Annotated in this window: 19 protein-coding genes; 10 read left to right on the top strand and 9 right to left on the bottom strand. The window is 71.6% G+C overall.

Features of this window, described 5'->3' with window-relative positions:
* Positions 1-8: 8 nt before the first annotated feature.
* Entirely contained in the window at positions 9-755 is a 747-nt protein-coding gene (locus tag Dsi01nite_RS10250) for a HoxN/HupN/NixA family nickel/cobalt transporter (protein ID WP_203845836.1), read from the bottom strand.
* Complete coding sequence (locus Dsi01nite_RS10245; RefSeq protein WP_203845835.1) at positions 752-1,405, bottom strand: hypothetical protein; 654 nt, start codon at positions 1,403-1,405, stop codon at positions 752-754. The genes Dsi01nite_RS10250 and Dsi01nite_RS10245 overlap by 4 nt, the downstream gene beginning before the upstream one ends.
* Positions 1,406-1,601: 196 nt before the next feature.
* Here Dsi01nite_RS10245 and Dsi01nite_RS10240 point away from each other — a divergent pair, with 196 nt between their 5' ends.
* Positions 1,602-1,835: a transposase gene (locus Dsi01nite_RS10240; RefSeq protein ID WP_239135805.1), complete on the top strand. Its 234-nt coding sequence runs from the start codon at positions 1,602-1,604 to the stop codon at positions 1,833-1,835.
* A gap of 89 nt (positions 1,836-1,924) precedes the next feature.
* On the opposite strand, the gene Dsi01nite_RS10235 is transcribed toward Dsi01nite_RS10240, so the two are convergent.
* Complete coding sequence (locus Dsi01nite_RS10235; protein WP_203845834.1) at positions 1,925-2,482, bottom strand: hypothetical protein; 558 nt, start codon at positions 2,480-2,482, stop codon at positions 1,925-1,927.
* A gap of 318 nt (positions 2,483-2,800) precedes the next feature.
* On the opposite strand from Dsi01nite_RS10235, the gene Dsi01nite_RS10230 reads away from it, so the two are divergent.
* On the top strand, positions 2,801-3,223 hold the full coding sequence (locus Dsi01nite_RS10230) for a hypothetical protein (RefSeq protein WP_203845833.1): 423 nt from the start codon (positions 2,801-2,803) through the stop codon (positions 3,221-3,223).
* Between the two features lie 139 nt (positions 3,224-3,362).
* Here the strand turns inward: Dsi01nite_RS10230 and Dsi01nite_RS10225 are convergent, their stop codons facing one another.
* Entirely contained in the window at positions 3,363-5,333 is a 1,971-nt protein-coding gene (locus Dsi01nite_RS10225; RefSeq protein ID WP_203845832.1) for an AfsR/SARP family transcriptional regulator, read from the bottom strand.
* A gap of 106 nt (positions 5,334-5,439) precedes the next feature.
* Here Dsi01nite_RS10225 and Dsi01nite_RS10220 point away from each other — a divergent pair, with 106 nt between their 5' ends.
* Positions 5,440-6,318, top strand: a complete 879-nt coding sequence (locus Dsi01nite_RS10220) for an alpha/beta fold hydrolase (RefSeq protein WP_203845831.1) — start codon at positions 5,440-5,442, stop codon at positions 6,316-6,318.
* Between the two features lie 146 nt (positions 6,319-6,464).
* On the opposite strand, the gene Dsi01nite_RS10215 is transcribed toward Dsi01nite_RS10220, so the two are convergent.
* Both Dsi01nite_RS10215 and Dsi01nite_RS10210 read right to left on the bottom strand, forming a co-directional pair.
* Positions 6,465-7,253 carry a hypothetical protein gene (locus Dsi01nite_RS10215; RefSeq protein ID WP_203845830.1) on the bottom strand — a complete coding sequence of 263 codons (789 nt, stop codon included), beginning with the start codon at positions 7,251-7,253 and terminating at the stop codon, positions 6,465-6,467.
* Between the two features lie 17 nt (positions 7,254-7,270).
* Complete coding sequence (locus Dsi01nite_RS10210) at positions 7,271-7,477, bottom strand: hypothetical protein (RefSeq protein ID WP_203845829.1); 207 nt, start codon at positions 7,475-7,477, stop codon at positions 7,271-7,273.
* Positions 7,478-7,625: 148 nt separating this feature from the next.
* Here Dsi01nite_RS10210 and Dsi01nite_RS10205 point away from each other — a divergent pair, with 148 nt between their 5' ends.
* Complete coding sequence (locus Dsi01nite_RS10205) at positions 7,626-8,264, top strand: putative DNA-mimic protein (protein ID WP_203845828.1); 639 nt, start codon at positions 7,626-7,628, stop codon at positions 8,262-8,264.
* Positions 8,265-8,706: 442 nt separating this feature from the next.
* On the opposite strand, the gene Dsi01nite_RS10200 is transcribed toward Dsi01nite_RS10205, so the two are convergent.
* Entirely contained in the window at positions 8,707-9,582 is an 876-nt protein-coding gene (locus Dsi01nite_RS10200; RefSeq protein WP_203845827.1) for a LysR family transcriptional regulator, read from the bottom strand.
* A gap of 272 nt (positions 9,583-9,854) precedes the next feature.
* On the opposite strand from Dsi01nite_RS10200, the gene Dsi01nite_RS10195 reads away from it, so the two are divergent.
* A complete protein-coding gene (locus Dsi01nite_RS10195; RefSeq protein WP_203845826.1) occupies positions 9,855-10,358 on the top strand; it encodes an SRPBCC family protein in 504 nt (167 codons plus the stop codon).
* A 133-nt stretch (positions 10,359-10,491) separates the two neighbouring features.
* Here the strand turns inward: Dsi01nite_RS10195 and Dsi01nite_RS10190 are convergent, their stop codons facing one another.
* Positions 10,492-11,211, bottom strand: coding sequence for an MBL fold metallo-hydrolase (locus Dsi01nite_RS10190; protein ID WP_203845825.1), 720 nt, complete (start codon positions 11,209-11,211; stop codon positions 10,492-10,494).
* Positions 11,212-11,306: 95 nt separating this feature from the next.
* Here Dsi01nite_RS10190 and Dsi01nite_RS10185 point away from each other — a divergent pair, with 95 nt between their 5' ends.
* The 3 genes from Dsi01nite_RS10185 (at position 11,307) to Dsi01nite_RS10175 (ending at position 13,428) form a co-directional block, all read left to right on the top strand.
* The gene (locus tag Dsi01nite_RS10185; RefSeq protein WP_203845824.1) at positions 11,307-11,858 is read left to right on the top strand and encodes a TetR/AcrR family transcriptional regulator; all 552 of its coding nucleotides are present in this window, start codon (positions 11,307-11,309) and stop codon (positions 11,856-11,858) included.
* Positions 11,859-11,975: 117 nt separating this feature from the next.
* Complete coding sequence (locus Dsi01nite_RS10180) at positions 11,976-12,365, top strand: hypothetical protein (RefSeq protein ID WP_203845823.1); 390 nt, start codon at positions 11,976-11,978, stop codon at positions 12,363-12,365.
* A gap of 16 nt (positions 12,366-12,381) precedes the next feature.
* On the top strand, positions 12,382-13,428 hold the full coding sequence (locus tag Dsi01nite_RS10175; RefSeq protein WP_203845822.1) for an amidohydrolase family protein: 1,047 nt from the start codon (positions 12,382-12,384) through the stop codon (positions 13,426-13,428).
* On the opposite strand, the gene Dsi01nite_RS10170 is transcribed toward Dsi01nite_RS10175, so the two are convergent.
* Complete coding sequence (locus Dsi01nite_RS10170; RefSeq protein WP_203845821.1) at positions 13,418-15,007, bottom strand: bifunctional AfsR/SARP family transcriptional regulator/alpha/beta hydrolase; 1,590 nt, start codon at positions 15,005-15,007, stop codon at positions 13,418-13,420. The two genes, Dsi01nite_RS10175 and Dsi01nite_RS10170, sit on opposite strands and share 11 nt — an antisense overlap.
* Before the next feature lie 79 nt (positions 15,008-15,086).
* Here Dsi01nite_RS10170 and Dsi01nite_RS10165 point away from each other — a divergent pair, with 79 nt between their 5' ends.
* A complete protein-coding gene (locus tag Dsi01nite_RS10165) occupies positions 15,087-16,463 on the top strand; it encodes an FAD-binding oxidoreductase (protein ID WP_203845820.1) in 1,377 nt (458 codons plus the stop codon).
* Positions 16,460-17,335, top strand: coding sequence for an SDR family oxidoreductase (locus Dsi01nite_RS10160; protein ID WP_203845819.1), 876 nt, complete (start codon positions 16,460-16,462; stop codon positions 17,333-17,335). The genes Dsi01nite_RS10165 and Dsi01nite_RS10160 overlap by 4 nt, the downstream gene beginning before the upstream one ends.
* Positions 17,336-17,350 lie beyond the last annotated feature (15 nt).

Raw genomic sequence — 17,350 nt, 5'->3', positions numbered from 1 at the left:
GGTTCTCCTTATGTGACGGTGACGAGGTGCATCGCGGCGAACGCGACGATGCCGGCGCCGAAGACGGTGATGCTGCCGGCGGCGAGGACGGGGGCCACGCGGGCGGCGGCGTGGAGCCGGGGTGTCCGGCTGAGAACGGTGCGGCCGGCGATCGCGAGGACGCCGACGCCGAAGAGGACGACGGCCATGCCGGCGCCGAAGGTGAGCACGAGCAGCAGCGCGAACCCGGCGCGGCCGACGAACAGCCCGGTGGCGAGGACGAGGAACGCGGCCGGCGAGGGGGTGAGCCCGCCGGACATCCCGAGCAGCACCAGCCCGGGCTTCTTCACCTGGCCGTGCTCGTGGTCGTGCTCATGGCCGTGCTCGTGGTCGTGGTCGTGCGCGTCGTGATGATGGTGATGGTGATGACCGTGCATGTTGCGGCGGATCAGCCAGATGCCGGTGCCGATGACGAGCAGGCCCGCGACCAGCTGGAGCCAGCCGGTCAGCTGCTCCATCCGGACCAGGTCGGACAGCGAGAAGAACGTCCAGGCGACGCCGATGGCGAGCACCGACACGGTGTGCATCGCGGCGACCGTGCCGCCGAGCCAGGCGGCGTCGCGGACCCGGCCGCGGGAGCCCGCGAGGTACGCCGCCGCGAGGCTCTTGCCGTGCCCGGGCCCCAGCGCGTGCCCGGCGCCGGCCAGGAACGCGAACAGGAACGCGAGCGGCGCGATGCCCGGAGCGTTGACGAACTCCTGCAACCGGTCGCTCATGCCGGTGCCCTCCTGCGCCGCATCCGACGGCCCACCAGCCAAACGACAGCGATCGCGACCAGCACGCCGGCGACGACCGCGCCGAGCTGGATCGCGGCACCACTGCCGGACGCGGGCACGGTGGCCGGCGAGTCGCCGAGGGGCCAGTCGTGGGAGTCGGCGCCCTGGCGGTACACCGTCCGCTGCCCGTCGGGCCCGGTGGCCAGGGTCTGGTAGGCCGGGTGCAGGTCGGTCAGCGTCCGCACGGCGACCGACGCGGTCCCGACCGGCCCCGGGCAGGTGTAGTCGATCGTCACGCCCCGCTTGGCGAGTTCGTCGATCGGCTGCAGCACCCCTGGACAGGCCTGACGGTTGGTCTGGACCGTGATCCGTTCGAGGAGGTACTTCGCGAACGCCGGCGCGGGCGCGATCGCCGCCGCGTCCGTGTCGCGGTAGAAGACGGCGCCGTCGAGCATGACCCGGTCCTGCGGCAGGATGCCGAGCGACACCCCGAGCAGCGTCAGGTCGTCGGACCCGCCGACCCGCCACCGCACCCGCACGACGTCGGGCCGGTTGTCGCCGAGGCCGACGGCGACGGTCTGCGGGTCGCCGAACGGGTGCGCCGCCGCCGTCCCGGGAACGGCGAACCCGGCGAGGACCGCGAGCGCCACCAGGCACACCGCTCCCCGCCGCTGCCGTCTTCCGCGCGTGGCCAAGGCTGTACTCCGAATAGAGGATCTTGGTTCGCGCTGAGTCTTGCCGATCGTTGGCCAGCAGGAGGGAACACCCGGATGAACATTCGGGTCCGGCAGTTTCGTCACACAACTGTCATGATTCAACGGCAATTCGGCCGGCACATCGCCCACCGTGCAGCACCTCAACGGCATCGGCCCGTCCGGCGCCGCCCGGCTGCTGGGCGACATCGGCGACGTCGGCCGCTTCGCCAGCCGAGACCACTTCGCATCCTGGAACGGCACCGCGCTCATCGACGCGTCCTCCGGCGACCAGCACCGCCACCGGCTTTCCCGCGCCGGGAACCGGCGCATCAACCGGGTCCTGCACATCATGGCCATCGTCCAGCTGCGCAACGGTAAGCGGTGACAGCCAGTACTGAGCGGATCGCGGCGGAAGCGGATACCCATTTGGGACTTGGGCCAGGGTCGTTCGTGGTCGCAGGGCCAGCTGTGGCACTACGTGGAACCATCGACGAGCCAGGTCCTTACCACGGTCGGCACCGAACTGTCGCCATTTCCTGCCCACAGTTGGGCATCCAGCCCGTTGAAGTACACGAGCCTGTGGTCGTCGCGCCACCATTCGACGCAGAACCCGCTCAGCGCCGTCATTCGGCGCAACTGTGGATGACGTTCACGCAGACCCTCCAGGTATGCGTTGGCATCCGGCGGGGTCTCCACGACTACAGGGCGCTGGCGGCCGACGTCGTGGAGCAGCGCGTCACACTCGATGAAGTGTTCGAGCGAGGGGAACGTCCGCACATCGACGTCAAGAAGACGGAACCAGACCGTCAGGTCAGCAAGCACGAAGCCGCTGCGGCACCCGTCCGGCGACCGATCCATGATGGCGTATTCAAACGCAGTCTCGGCCGTGTCGGGGTCCACCTCCAGCACCGGCTCGAAGACGATCTCGTCGCCTCGAAACGGGCTGCGGTAGGTGAGCCCGGAGTAGCGGCGTTGGAGCCGCCGTAGGGTGGCCAGCGCGACTTCGTCGCTTCGCCCGAGCGCCGCGAGCATTGCTGCCCGGCAGTCCTCATCGCTCGGACCGGTATCAACTGGGACCGTCCGCGCATGTGTGGCAAGGAAGGCCCGCGCTCGATCGCTCAGCGAACCTGGCGCATCAAGGATATGGGGCACTCACACATCCTCCGGCATGGTGCACCGGTGAACCAGAGGCGGGCGGGCCGTACGCATATCAAGCATGAGCGGAAACGTGATCAAGCGCTATGCAGCGGCAGGTCCGGTTGCGAGGATCGCCCGTGCGGCTGTCATGATCTGCCTCGGCGTGGAGAGATGCGCGGTTGGCGCCGTGCACGGCTGCTCTCGGGGGTATCGATGGACCACGCTTTGGACCGCACGCTGGTCGTCTGGGCGGCGACGTCGCCGGATTCCGGTCGGGTGACACCCGCCCGCCCGGGCTCGACCTGGGTCGAGCTGTCGGAGCGGATCACCGCCCTACGCTCGGCCGGCGCCGGCTACGTCGAGGCCGGGTTCCCGGAGCTGGACTACCCCTACCTCGCCATCGGCTTCCGGGCCGACTACGCGGTCGTTCATTCTTTCGCCAGCGCCGAGCACGTGTTCCTCCTCGGCAGCGACGGCACGGCCTGCTCCGACGAGCCCATCGAGGTACCGATCCTCGACGAGACCGGCACCTTCACCGCAGACTTCGTCATCGACACCGATCACGCCTTCCAGCTCATGCACGCCTTCATCCTCAACGGTTCAGCCGACCATCTCGGAACATGGCACGAGTTGTAGCGCCAGTCGCCACCCGTCCCCACGCAAGCCGACGCCAGAACCAGCCGTTGGCGACAGGCCGAACGCGATGCGGGAGGGCTGTATTCGTGGTGGCCCGGCGATCGGGGGCGACCCGGATGTTATGGCCCAGCTGTTCGGCTCATCGGGTGCCGCTGAGGGCCGCGTCGAGGTGGTCGAGATGGCGTGCGACGGGGCCGGCGGTGAGCATGCCGCTGCCGGCCCCTGCCAGCTCGTTGGCGGCTGGCGTGAGTTCGGTCCGGGCGCGTTGCATCACCGTCCGGTCGTCCAGGGCGATTGCGGCCTTGGCGGTGAGGCACCATAGGGCCTCGAACAGCAGATCGCGCGGCGGATCCGGGGCCTGACGCAGCGCCGCGGTGGCATGGGCCCGGCGGTCCTGGGCCAGCAGGACGAGCGGGCGCACCCAGGGTGTGTAGGGGCCCCAGTCGGTGTCATCTTCGAAGCGGATCGGCTCGCCGTGCCGCACGCGCAGGCACAGCAGGGCCAGCGGTAGGAGGCCCCGCTCGACACCGGGCATGCCGGCGTTGGCGAGCTGTGCCGCGGCGTCGCGGTAGGCGGCTTCCGCGGCCTGTGGCGACGGTCGGGTCGCGGCGAGTCGCAATGCGCGGTACCACTGGGTGAACACGCCGACCAGCGGGCGGTCGTGCCGCTCGGCGAGCCGGTCCGCTGCGGCGGCGTGCTGGTCGCCGGTGGCGAAGTCCGCGAGCGCGCTGCGGGCCTGTAGCCGGACGAGATGGCCGAGGATCTCGAAGGTCGCCAGGCCGTGCCGGGCGGAGAGCGCGACCAACTCTGCACCGATTTCGTCCCGCTCGGGAGCCAGGCCCGCGCGGTGGAAGGTCTGCATGAACACGCCGTTCAGGGCGAAGGCCAGCAGGGCCGGGTCGCCCAGGCGGCGCGCGATCCGCTCCGCCTCCTGGGCCGCCTCGGGCCCGCGCGCCGCGTGCGTACCGCGTGACTCCACCGCAACTGTGGCCAGCAGTCGAGCTCGGGTGGTCTCGGACGAGCTGGGGTGAACGGCGGTCATGGCCCGCTCCGCCGCGGCGACAATCTGCGCCGCCTGCGCCGGATCATCCGAGCGGGTCCAGATCGCGGGTACGTCGTAGCCGCCGATGACCCGGGCGGTGAGCTCGGGATCGCCCAGCTGCTCGGCGGCGGCGATGGCGGCGATCCGCTGCTCCCGCGCCGCCTCGAGTCCGCTCGCCCCCGTCACGGCGAGACTCCGCAGCAAACCGACGGTGGACTCCAGTCGAGCCCCGGAACCGGACGCCACGGTACGGTCGTATGCCGCCGCGGTCTCCGCCCAGACCCGTTCCGGGCCCAGCGAACCGGGACCTTCGCTGACCCGGTCGGTCTGGCGGAGGATGTCGGTCTCCAGGCGACGCAGTCGCGGGCCCGGATCGATGCCGAGCTGTTCCAGGAGTAGGCCGCGGGCTCGGCGCAGCACCGCAAGTGCGTCACCCTGGCGCCCCGCGCGGGACAGCGCAAGCGCCAGCAGCCGCCACGCCTCCTCCCGCCAGGGATGCTCGGCCACGTGCGCGTCGAGATCCGGTACGACGTCGGAGGCACGCCCGACAGCCAGTCGCGCCTCGGCCCGCTGCTCGATCGCATTCAGCCGTAGCTGTTCGAGGCGGGAACGCTCGACGCGGGCCCATGCCTCGTCGTCGAAGCCGGCGAACGCCGGCCCCCGCCAACAGCTCAGGGCACGATCGAGCCGCTCAAGTGCCTCGTGCGGGCGCGCCGTGGACGTGGCGGCGACCGCGTCCTCGAACCGCCAGGCGTCGACCGCGTCGGGCGCCGACCGAAGCGCGTAGCCCGGGCCCTCGGTGACCAGCAACCGAGCCGGCTCGCGCGGTGCACGCTGCGGCTCCAGCGCGCGCCGCAGCGCCGCTACGAACGTGCGGATCGCGCCGACCGCGCCCGGTGGAGGCTCCTGCCACAGGTCGTCGACGAGGTGGCCGACCGGCACGACCCGGCCGCGCGCGATGACGAGTCGCGCCAGCACCGCGCGGTGTTTCGGCCCTTTCAGGGCAATTGGCACGCCGACGCCGTCCCAGGCGACAACCGGCCCGAGAACACCGAACCTGACCTGCACTGATCGAACCATCCTTCCGCGCCTGAGCCTCAACCTGTCGCGCTCATTGTTTACTCATCCGCGACCGGCACGCTGAAATCGTCCACCCGACAAGAAGAGGACGATCATGACTTTTGCCATTCCCGGGTTCGACTACCAGCGTGTCGCGGTCGACGATGACGTGACACTCAACGTGGCGGTGGGAGGTACGGGCCGCCCGATCGTACTGTTGCACGGCTTTCCGCAGACCCACGTCATGTGGCGGCACGTCGCCGCCGACCTGGCCGCCGACCACACCGTGATCTGTCCCGACCTGCGCGGCTACGGCGCCAGCGACAAGCCCGCCGCGCGCGACGGCGACACGTACTCCAAGCGGACCATGGCCGCCGACATCGTCACCCTCGCCGGCAAGCTCGGCCACGAGCGCTTCGCCCTGGCCGGACACGACCGCGGTGCCCTCGTCGCCATCCGTGCCGGCCTCGACCATCCCGCCACGATCACCCACCTCGCGACCCTCGACGTCCTGCCGACCCTGGACATGTGGGACATCCTGCACGGAACCACCGCCGCGGTCGCGTTCCACCTGTACCTGATGGCCCAGCCACCCGGCCTGCCCGAGCAGATGATCAGCGCGAGTGCGGACGCCTTCTTCGGCTACTTTCTCGACGTGTGGACGCAGAGCCCGCAGGCCATTCCGGCGGACCTGCGGGCGGAGTACCTGAAGGCCTCCCGGGAGGCGGTTCCGTCCATCATCGCCGACTACCGCGCCTCGGCCGGCATCGACATCGAACACGACCAAGCCGACCGAGCAGCCGGGAGCCGGCTGACCATGCCGGTCACCGTCGTCCAGCAGGACTGGGGAGCCGCACTCGGCTACGACGCCGCCGCGCTGTGGCGCACCTGGGCCGCCGATCTGGAGCACCGCACCACCTCGGCCGGGCACTTCATGGCCGAGGAAGCACCTGACGAGATCATCAAAATGCTTCGCTCCCTGCTCGCACGGTAGCGAATCGCCTGCCCGCCGACAGCGGTGACGCGCTCAATTCGGCACGAGTGCTCGTCGTTGCGGTCCGTTTGACAGTCACGCGGCGTAGTGGTCAAACGCATGGCTCCGCGCACGCTCGGCGGCATGAGCGTGCAGCTGATCTGTGGCTACGGTCGGGGGTACGTTTCCAGCAGGCGGGCCGCTTCGGCGCGTAGCTCCGCTCTGGTGAGTCCGGCGCCGAACATCGAGTCGGCGACCAGGTCCAGGAAGCGGATGAACTCGTCGGCGCCTGCCGGTGGCCGGTGGTCCAGCGGCTCGAAGTCGCCGGTCCTGCGGATGTTCCATTCCTGCAGGACCCGCACACTGGCGTTGTCGGCGCGCTGCCAGCACTTGTGCCAGTCGGCGTCGTTGAGCTCAACGGCCGGATACACGGTGTCGACCGGGACGAGGCCGAGCGCCTGCACCAGTCCGTACACGGCGGACTCGTCGGTGTAGGTGCCAAGCGCCTCTGCGATACATTGCGCGGAGGTGTCAAGCCCAGCTTCGGCGGCCCAGCCGGCCAGGTGGTCCGCCAGGCTGGCCGGGTCGTCCGACGGCAGGTCGACGCCGACAGGCACGGGCACCGTTGCGTCGACGCGGTGATCGAAACTGCAGCGCTTGTGGCGATCGGCCGCGGCGGGGGCGGAGTGTGCCAGCCACAGTTGGCCGTCGGGGGTCGCGCCGCCGTACTGCAAGCAGTAGCTTTCCTTGATCTCCACCGCCAGCACCGGTGTGCCGGTTGCGGTCGCCAGGGGTACCGGTCCGCCGTTGATGGTGGGACTCTCGTGGTACATCGGCGTCATGAGGCCGACCAACTGCCACCTATCTTGGTACCGGTCGATGGAAATGAACCTGCTGCCGAACGCCGAACGCATGCCGGGCACATGCGGCAGCAGTGTTGCCGACCGGGCCAGCACGTAGGTGCCATAGAAGCTCACTCAGCGCCCCTGCGCCTGGCCGAGGTGAACTCGTCGCGCTTGAGCCGCCACTCGGCTTTGACCGTGCGGCGGCCCCCGGCAATGCGACCGTCGACTTCCGCCACCAACGCCGAGGAGCTCAGCTCAACCCCAACGATCCGAGCGCCGATGCCATCGGGCGGACGCAGGAGTTCTGCGATCTCGTTGAGAGGTTCGTCTCGCATGCCGACAGGATGCCCTGCGCGGTGAAGTCTGAGCACATCCCGGCATGCCAGGCGTTCAGACACTCACGTGATCGGCAACGACCACTCAGACCAGGACCAGCAAGATCAGCGACAGCACGAGCCGCCAGGTTGCTGGCAAGATCGTGGCATGGGGTTGAACATGATCGTCGGCGTGAGTGCTGATGCCGATGACGACGACGCCGAGATGCTGCGGAACGACTTCACGGTCATCGGTGAGCTTCTGCTGAGCGAGGGTGTGGGTAGCTGGAACGAGCCGGCCGCGACCGAAACTTCGGAGTTCGAGATGTGGGGCTACTCGGGCCTGCACAGGGTCCGTCGCCTCGCCGTGCATCTCGCGGTGGACGGCCGTCTACCCGCGCCTCTGGCGGAGGGACAACGCGCGACCGACGATGCGCTGTTGAAGCAGGCCTATGCGGTCCTGCCGACCGGGCGTCCTGGTCCGTTCGATCATCTGGTACATCACTCCGACTGCGAGGGTTACTACGTTCCTGTCGCGTTCGAACGGGTGATCGTCGACGAGAAGGTACCTGGTGGCTACGTCGGCTCGTCAGTTCGTCTCCTTGCGGAGACCCGTCGCATAGCTCAGGCGATCGGCCTGCCGGAGGATCTGGACCCCGACTCTGAGGAAGTCTTCGAGGCGACCGACGGCGAGGTTCCGGCCACCGAAGGATGGCAGCGGTACGGCGTCGAAGCGTACGTCTGTCTGCAACTCCTTCGCGCCGCCGAGCTGTCCGTAGAGACCGGATCGACCATTGCCTTCTGCTGACCGACCAGCGCACTCATGATCGTCTGAGCGCTCATCGGCACGAGTGCGCACCAGCGGCGCCGAGCCGCTGCCACACAGCGCGACAGTCTTCGTGTCGGCCAGCGCGCGAGACCCACGGCAGGACGGGTCTCGTTCCCGCGCTTGCATGGTGTCGTTGTTCCGGGCAGGTCGGGGGCGAAGCGCCGCACGCCGGTCGTTGTTGTACGAGGGCTGCGGACGGCGCCTTTGTCGGCGGAGGATCGCCGGCAGGTGGTGACCGTCTTGGCTGTCATGATCCACGAATGGTGGTCGAGCGGCCGGGGCCGCAGCGCCGGGACTGTGAGCGGATTGGCGACGGAACCCTGACCCGCCGACAGCTCGGGGCTGGCGTCGAGGTGACGTCATGCTTGAGCGCCGTACCGATGTTTGATGCTGTCGACTACGTCGAGGCCGTCACCTCCGATCATGCGGGCACGGCGGCGGGGAGGGCGTGGATGAGGGGGTTGGTGTCATTGGCGCGCCAGGCGAAGGCCCATTGGATGGGTGGGGCGTCGCTGACGGGAACGTAGGCCACATTGGGGCGGGGGTAAAAGCGGGGTGCCTCGCAAGCCGCGGCGGCGACGGCCGTTCCCGCTCCGATCCTCTTCAATGCGTCCTCCCAGTCGGAGACGACCAGGCCCCGGGCGATTGGACGCCCGGAGGGTGTGTGGAACGGGTGGAACGCCTCCTCCATGGGGCCCGGGATCGTCGACTGGTGCGCGATGAAGGTCAGGTCACCGAAGTCTTCCAAAGTGACCGATGTTCGGTCGGCGTAGGGGTGGGAGGCGGACATGGCGAGGACGACCGACGAGGTGTGAGTGACTGGGCCGACCGTAATGTCGGGTTCACCAATCGGAAGCCACAGGAGGGCCACGTCGAGTTCACCCGCACGCAGCGGGGTGAGCGGGTCGACGATGTTGATCTCGCGGTGCACGAGTTGCACGTTGGGGTGCCGGGTCCGGAACCGGTCCATGATCTCCTGAATAAGCAGTCCCTGCGGCCCCATGCTGCCGAGCGTGAGGACACCGCTGATGCCTTGAGCGGCCAGTCGGGCGCGCTCCAGGCTGTCGTGCAGCCCGGTGTAGATCGGCTGGAGGTCGTCGCGGAGTTGCCGGCCCAGTGGGGTGAGCCGGACCTGGCGGCGGTTGGAGCGGTCGAACAGTGCTCCGCCCAGGTGGCGTTCCTGCTGGTTGATCGCTTGACTGATGCGGGCCTGGGACACGTGCAGGCGCTCGGCGGCGCGCCCGAAATGCAGCTCCTTGGCCACCGTCAAGAAGATCTCGATGTCTCGGAGCTCCACGCTTCCCTCCGCAGAAATAACCCGTGTGTTATCGACGCACGCGCGAAGCCTACCTTGATCAAAATTGGTGCCTTGGGGAGAGTGGAGTGCAGGTCAGCGCGCACCAGCCTAGGCGGGCCGGTGGACGCCTTGAGCACCTCAGCGCTTGCGCTCTGACCTCCGCGCGTCCGTCAGCCGGGCGTGAACTCCGCGGCCCTGACGAGAGCACACGGGCGAGAACACCGATCTACATCACAGCGAACAGGCATGAGAGGACACGGATGCTACGGGAGATGCGTTATCGCGGACCGTCGCTGGACGAACTGCACGAGAACTACGCCAAACGACACCGGATCGATGAGGCCGCACCCTTTCGCTCCGCATACGAAGTGACGATCGACGCACCGGCCGGGCGCGTCTGGGACCTGCTCGCCGACCCCGTCAAATGGCCAGCCTTCGACCCAGCGATCCGTGACGTGCGCACCGCGAGCGACGACGCCGTCGCGGTCGACACGCAGTTCATCTGGGTGAACGGCCGCACCACCATTACCTCACGGTTCGCTGTCGTCGAGCCTCTCCGCGAGATCACCTGGACGGGCACCGCGATGGGCTCGCGCGCCATCCACCGGCACCTCATCACACCCCGCGGAGACGGAGCTTCCCTTTTGCAGACCGAGGAGTCCATGTCCGGCGCCCTTCTCGGCCTCTTCTACAGCAGCACGAAGCTGCACGCCGAGCTCATCCGCTGGCTCACCTCGATCAAAGCCGCCGCAGAGCGAACACGTGGGCGTGTGTGACCAAGCCTGGCGGCAGCGGGGTGTCGCCGTCGCCGTCCCGGTGATCCGGCGCCCGCGCCGCGTCACCAGGGGGTCGGAGGCGGTGTCGTGCGTGCTCGACGGTCATCAGTCCGCCCGTCAGGTGGCTGGGGCGTCACGCCTGAGGTGCCGCGGCCCGGATGGCGCGGACGGCCTCGGTGACGCCGCCGGACCAGGGGGCGCCGTGGCCGGGGAGGAGCCACTGCACGGGCAGGTCCTCGAGGCGGCGCAGCGACGCGAGGGCCTCGGCCGGGTCGTCGGTGAAGGGGGCCGGCTGCGGGCCCTGCCGGCCGGTCAGCACGTGCCGGGTGGTGAGCGCGTCGCCGACGAAGACGGCACCGGCGACGGGCACGTGGACGGCGACGCTGCCCGGGGAATGGCCCGGCATGCCGATGATCCGCGGCGCGCCCGGCAGGTCGAGCACCTGACCGTCGCGCACGGTGACGACCTCCTTGAGGGGCTTGCTGCGAAGCATGCCCTTGCGCATCCCGTACGCCATGAACCCGGCGGTCGGACCGAGTTTCATCGGCCCCCACGAGTTGTCGGTCTTGACCTCGCCGCGGGCGCGGGCGGCGTCGGCCTCGTGGATGTGGACGGGCACGCCGTGCTCGCTGCGGAGCCGCTCGGCGAACCCGATGTGGTCGCTGTCGCCGTGGGTGAGCACCAGGCCGCGGACGTCGCCGACCGACCGGCCCATCGCGGCGAGCTCGGCGAGCAGCTCGCTCCAGTGCCCGGGCAGGCCGGCGTCGATGACGGTGACGCCCTCGTCGGTGTCGACCAGGTACGCGGCGACGATGTCGTTGCCGATGCGGTGCAGGTGCGGGGCGAGTTGCATTGCGGCCTCCGGGGCGCTCGTGGTTATGATGGCTACGGTACATAGCCATCATAGCTACGGTCAATAGCCATCCGCGGAAAGTAGGGCGATGTCACATGCCGACCCCCGACCGGACCTCGCTCGACCAGATCGTCCACGCCGGCCGCGAGATCCTGGAGTCCGCCGGCCTCGCCGGGCTGACCATGCAGGCCGTCGCCGCCCGGGTCGGGGTGCGCGCGCCGTCGCTCTACAAGCGGGTCCGTGACCGCGACGCGCTGGTGCGGCTCATCGCCGAGGCGACCGTCGCCGAGGTCGGCGAGCGGCTGGCCGCGCTCGGCGCCGGCGCCGACCCGCGCCGTGACCTGGTCGTCCTGATCCGCGAGTTCCGGGCGTTCGCGCACGAGCGGCCGATGGCGTACCAGCTGATGTTCACCCCGGTGTCCGGGCTCGACGTGGCGACGGTGAGCAGTGCGATCGAGCCTGTGCTGCGCGTCGCCGGCCAGCTCGCCGGCGAGGACCACGCGCTGGACGCCGCCCGCACCCTGACCGCCTGGGTCAACGGGTTCATCGGCATGGAGCTCGGCGGCGCCTTCCAGATGGGCGGCGACATCGAACAGGCCTTCGAGTTCGGCCTGACCCGCCTGACCGCGGCACTGGCCGCACGGTAGGTCCGTGACCGCGGACGCCCGTTCCTGCGGGCCGCTCGCGTGGCGAGGTCCGCGTTCAGGAGCTACGCCGATCCGCGGCGGGTCCTCGAACCGGGTCGGTAGCTCTACGATCGTCGGGTGGAGGTCCTCCCCGCGGACGTGTCCGCCGAATCAGTGCTCGACGCCGTGCGCCGGTGGGTCGGGCTGCTCGCCGCGGACGACTTCGACGCGGCGGTCCGGTTCCTGCATTCGGGTGCAGGCTCGGCGGCGGAGCTGCGGGAGCGGCTCTCGGCATACGAGCCGTCTCCACCGCTGCGGCCCGGGCCGGCCCGGGTGACGCCGGCCGAGTCGGCGGGCGGCCCGTTCGACGGGCTCCGCGAGGTGTTCACCGACGGCGACGGCGTGCCGACCTCGGTCGACTTCTCGATGCCGGTCAACGGCGAGTGGAGCGACCTCACCGCGTTCTTCGACGTGGTCGCGGTGCCGGGCGGCCGCGCCCTCGTGCTGCGGGACATGTACGTTTCCTGAGCACCAGGGGGATGCTTTGGCGGCACTGCGGGTTCGAGGGTTCGCGCTGCCCGAGGGGGAGCCGGTCGACCTCTACGCGGACGGGGACCGGTGGACCACGGACCCGGTGGCCGGTGCCGAGCTGGTGGCGGAGGGCTGGCTGCTGCCGGGGCTGGTCGACGCGCACACGCACCCGGGCGCCGAGAAGCCGGGTGATCCGATGGACCTCGACGTGCTGCGGGAGGACCTCCGGGCGCACCTGGCCTCGGGCGTCACCCTCATCCGCGCGCCCGGTCTCGTCGACGACCCGCCGGACTGGTTCGGGCGCACGCGGGACGGTCCGCGGGCCGTGCACGCCGGGCCGTGGCTCGCCCAGCACGGGCAGTTCATGGCGGGCTGGGGCCGCCGGCCGGACCCGGCCGAGCTGCCCGCCGTCGCGGCCGAGCAGGCGGCGCGGACGGGCTGGGCGAAGGTCGTGATCGACTGGAGCGTCGACGACGAGGTCATGCCGGTGGAGCTGCTGCGTGAGGTGGTCGCCGGCGTGCACGCGGCCGGTGGGCGGCTCGCGGCGCACACGCAGCACCCGGCCGGTGGGGTGGTCGCCGTGGAGGCCGGCGTGGACTCGGTGGAGCACGGCATGGGCCTGGACCCGCAGCTGTTGCCGCGGATGGCCGAGCAGGGCACGGCGCTGACGCCGACGCTGTCGGTGATCACGGGGTCGTTGGCGCGGGTGTCGGCCGGGCCGGACAGTCCGCGCCGGCGGTGGTACGTGTCCGGGGCGAGCGTGCACGGCCGGTTGACCGCCGCCGCCGTCGAGGCCGGGGTCACCGTGCTGGCCGGCACCGACTCCCGCCCGCACGGCGGCATCGTCGGTGAGGTCCGGGCGATGGTCGAGGCGGGCGTGGCACCGCACGCGGCGATCGCCGCCGCGTCGTGGACCGCCCGGGCGTATCTCGGCCTGCCGGGCCTGTCGGACGGGGCGCCGGCCGACGCGGTCGTGTTCGACGCCGACCCCCGCACCGACCTCGGCCAGCTGGACCGGCCGCGGGCCGTCATCGCCCGCGGCAGGCGGGTCAGCTCGTGAGGAAGTCGACGGTGTGGCGCAGGAGGTCGCCGGTGTCGGTGAACCACAGCGCGTCGGTGCCGGCCACGGTCCGCAGGTGGGCCCGGGGCAGGTTGGCGGCCAGGTAGGTCGCGTGGCCGGCGTCGACGTTGAGGCAGTTGCGGCGGTGCAGGACCAGGGTCGGTGCGGTCACGTCGGGCAGGCGGTGCCGCAGGTCGGTGCCGGTGGCGACGGCCCGGACCGCGGTGGCGACGGCGGGGCTGGCGGCGCGCCGGCCGATGCGGTTCCACCACTGGCGGAAGTCGTCGTCGGCGGCGAGGCTCGGGGCGGCCTGCACGACGGAGTCCATGCCCTGCGCCGGGTCGGCCGGTGAGACGGTGTCGCGGATGAGGGTCTCGGTGGTGCCGGCGTCCAGGCCGAACGGATAGCCGGCGCCGCGGGTGTACCGGGGGAAGCACTGCGCGAGCACCAGCGACCGCACGCGTTCGGGGTGGCGGGCGGCGAACTCGATCGCGACGAGGCCGGTGTCGAAGTTGGCGAACAGGTCGGCCCGGTCGATCGCGAGGGCGTCGAGGACCCGGCGCACATCCTCGACCCACTGATCCAGCGGTGGGCGGTGCCGGTCCAGCGGGTCGGACAGGCCGATGCCGCGCCGGTCGAAGCACACGACGGCGGCGTGCCCGGCCAGGGTCGCCAGCGCCGCGCGGGCGTGGGTGCCGTCGAGGAGCCCGTCGATGGTGAGCATCGCCGGGTTGAGCACGACCAGGTCGCGGCCCCGGTCGGACAGCCGGGTGTAGGCGGTCGAGCCGTCCTCGCCGGTGGCGTACCGCACCGCCACCGCGACGGTGGGCGTGGGCGCGGCGGGTGATGGGACCGGCACCGACGAACGCAGCACGTCGGCCTGGGCGGCGTGCCATGCCGGGGACGGGTCGAGGCCGACCGCGACGAGCGCGGCGCGGGCGGTGGCCGCGGCCCGCAGGGCCTCGGTCTGCCGGTCGGCCCGGTGCAGCGCCCGGATGTAGTGCACCCACAGCGGCTCGTCGAGCGGATCGAGCGCGGTGAGCTGCTCCAGCTCCCCGAGGGCCGAGCCGGGGTCGCTGCCCGCGGCGAGGCAGCCGAGGTGCTCCTGCACGAGCAGCCGCCGCTCCTGCCGCCAGCCCTGCCGCAGCGCCGCCGCCGCGACCGTGTCCGGCAGCTCCGGCTCGCCCAGCCACAGTGCCCGGGCGGCGGCGAGGACGGCCGCGGCGCCGTCGGGGCGGCCGTCGGCGAGCAGGAGCCGGGCCCGGGTCCGGGCGGCGGCGACCTGACCGACGTCGGTCCGGTCCGGGGCGAGGGCGAGCCGGTAGCCGTCCCGGCCGACCCGCACCACATCGGCCGACGGGTCGGCGGCCTGCAGCGCGGCGCGGATGCGGGACAGGTGGGCGCGCAGGGTCTTGACGGTCGAGGGCGGCGGGTCGTCCCACAGCAGCCGGGCGAGCTCGTCGAGGGTGACCGCGGCCGGCGCCCGCACGGTCAGGACGCTCAGCAGCTCCCGCGCCTTGCGCTCCAGCCGCGGCGCCGGGTCCTGCACACCCGCCGTCCCCAGCACCCGCACCAGCACGCTGCCCAGCGTAGGACCACATCCGGACCACATCCACACCGCATCGGTCCCCGGCAGGGTGCTGCCTAGCTTCGAGCGCATGACGAAGCTCAGGAACACGGACCTGGAGCGCCGGTTCGCCGGTGCGCTCCTGCGCCCGGGCGAGACGGGATATGACGGGCACCGGCTCGGCTGGCACCGGACCTTCGAGTCCCACCCGGCGCTGATCGCCGCGGCCGCGACCACTGCCGACGTGCGCACCGCGGTGCTCGCCGCCCGGGAGCACGACCTGCCGCTGGCGGTGCAGGCGACCGGCCACGGCGTTGTCGTGCCCGCCGACGGCGCGCTGCTGCTCAAGACGACGGCGCTGGACGGCATCGAGATCGACCCGCACCGCCGGGTCGCCCGGGTCGGGCCGGGGGCGGTGTGGGCGGACGTGAACCGCGCCGCCGCCCGCTACGGCCTGGCCGGGCTCGCGGGCCGGTGCAGCACGGTCGGGGTCACCGGGTACACCCTCGGCGGCGGGCAGTCATGGCTGTCGCGGACGTTCGGGTTCGCCGCCGACAGCGTCGTGAGCGCGGACGTCGTCACCGCCGACGGGGTGGCGCTGACCGCGACCGCGCGGCAGCACCCCGACCTGTTCTGGGCGTTGCGTGGCGGGGGTGGAAACTTCGGCGTCGTCACCTCGCTGGAGTTCCGGCTGTACCCGGTGCCGCGGGTCTACTCCGGCATGTCGTTCTACCCCCTGGAACGCGCCTTCGACACCCTCGCCGCGTATCGGGAGTGGGCCCTCGGCGAGCCCGCGGCGATGAACACGGCGGTGCTGCTGATCCGCCTGCCGCCGTCGCCGGCGTTCCCCGAGGCGCTGCGTGGGCGGCGGGTCCTGGCGATCCGGGCGTTCCACCACGGTGACGACGGGGACCGGGTCCTCGCCCCGCTGCTGGAGGCGGCCGGCCCGCCGCTGCTGGACGGGTTCGGGATGCGGGCGTTCCCGGCCGCCAGTGACGCCACCAACGGCCCGGACGCGCCGCCGATGGCCAACCGGCAGGAGATCGAGCTGTTCCACGCCCTGCCGGACGCGGCCCTGCACGCGATCGTCGAGGCCGGCGCCGCCGACTCCCCGCTCGCGTTCGTCGACGTGCGGCACTGGGGCGGCGCGATGGCCGACCCCGGCCCGGACGCCGGCCCGGCCGGGCACCGCGACGTGCCGTTCTCCGTGATGGCCGTCGCGCCCTACCCGGGTCCCGACCGGACCGCCGCCGACGCGGCCCTGGACCGCCTCACCGGCCGGCTGCGCCCGTTCGCGACCGGCGGCTCGTTCCTCACGCTGCTCACCGACCGGACGAAGACCCACACCGCCTTCACCCCCGACAACTACGCCCGCCTGGCCGCCGTCAAACGCGCCTGGGACCCGGCGAACGTCTTCCACCTCGGCCACAACATCCCACCGGCTCCCGATCGAGAGGCAAGCTCATGACCCGGATCCTCGTCACCGGCGCCACCGGTGCCGTCGGCGCGAACGTCATCCATGAACTGCGGGCCCGCGGCGCCGACGTGCGGGCCTTCGTCCGCGACCCGCGGGCCGCCGCGGCGAAACTCGGCGACGTCGAGCTCGTCCCCGGCGACTTCGACGATCCCGCGTCGCTCCGGCGTGCGCTGCACGGCGTCGACCGGGTGTACGTCAGCGCCGCCGACGGCCCGCGCAAGGTCGCCCACGAGACCGCGGTCATCGACGCCGCCGCGGAGGAGGGGGTCGACCGGATCGTGAAGCTGTCCGCGATGCACGCCGAGGAGTCCTCGGCGCTGCCCGCGTTTCGCTGGCACGGCGAGGTCGAGGCGCACCTGCGCCGGTCCGGGCTGGCCGCGGTCGTGCTGCGGCCCGCGTTCTTCATGACGAACCTGCTCATGGTCGCCGGCGGCGTCGCGCACACCGGCCTGCTGCACGCACCCACCGCCGGCCGCCGGATCGCCATGATCGACATCCGGGACGTCGCCGCGGTCGCCGCCGCGACACTGGTCGCCGAGACGCTCCCGGGCCGCAGCTACGACCTCACCGGCCCGGCGGCGATCACGTTCGCGGACGTCGCGGCGGCGCTCGGCGACGCGACCGGCCGGCCCGTCCGCTCGGTCGACCTGACCGAGGAGGAGGCCCGGCCCCGCTTCGAGGGCGCCGACGTGCCGGACTGGCTCGGCACCCACCTGGCCGGCGTCTTCGGCGTCATCCGCGCCGGCGGCTTCGAGCGCACCACGGATCAGGTGCGCGCGCTGACCGGCCGCCCGGCCCGCGACATCAGCGGTTTCGCCCGCGACTTCGCCGCCGCATTCACCCCACAGGGGGCGCCTGCGTAAACGCAGCGGGATCCG

The organism is Dactylosporangium siamense (assembly GCF_016862795.1).
Classification (GTDB): Bacteria; Actinomycetota; Actinomycetes; order Mycobacteriales; family Micromonosporaceae; genus Dactylosporangium; species Dactylosporangium siamense.
This window is presented reverse-complemented; position numbering and strand designations above follow the sequence as displayed.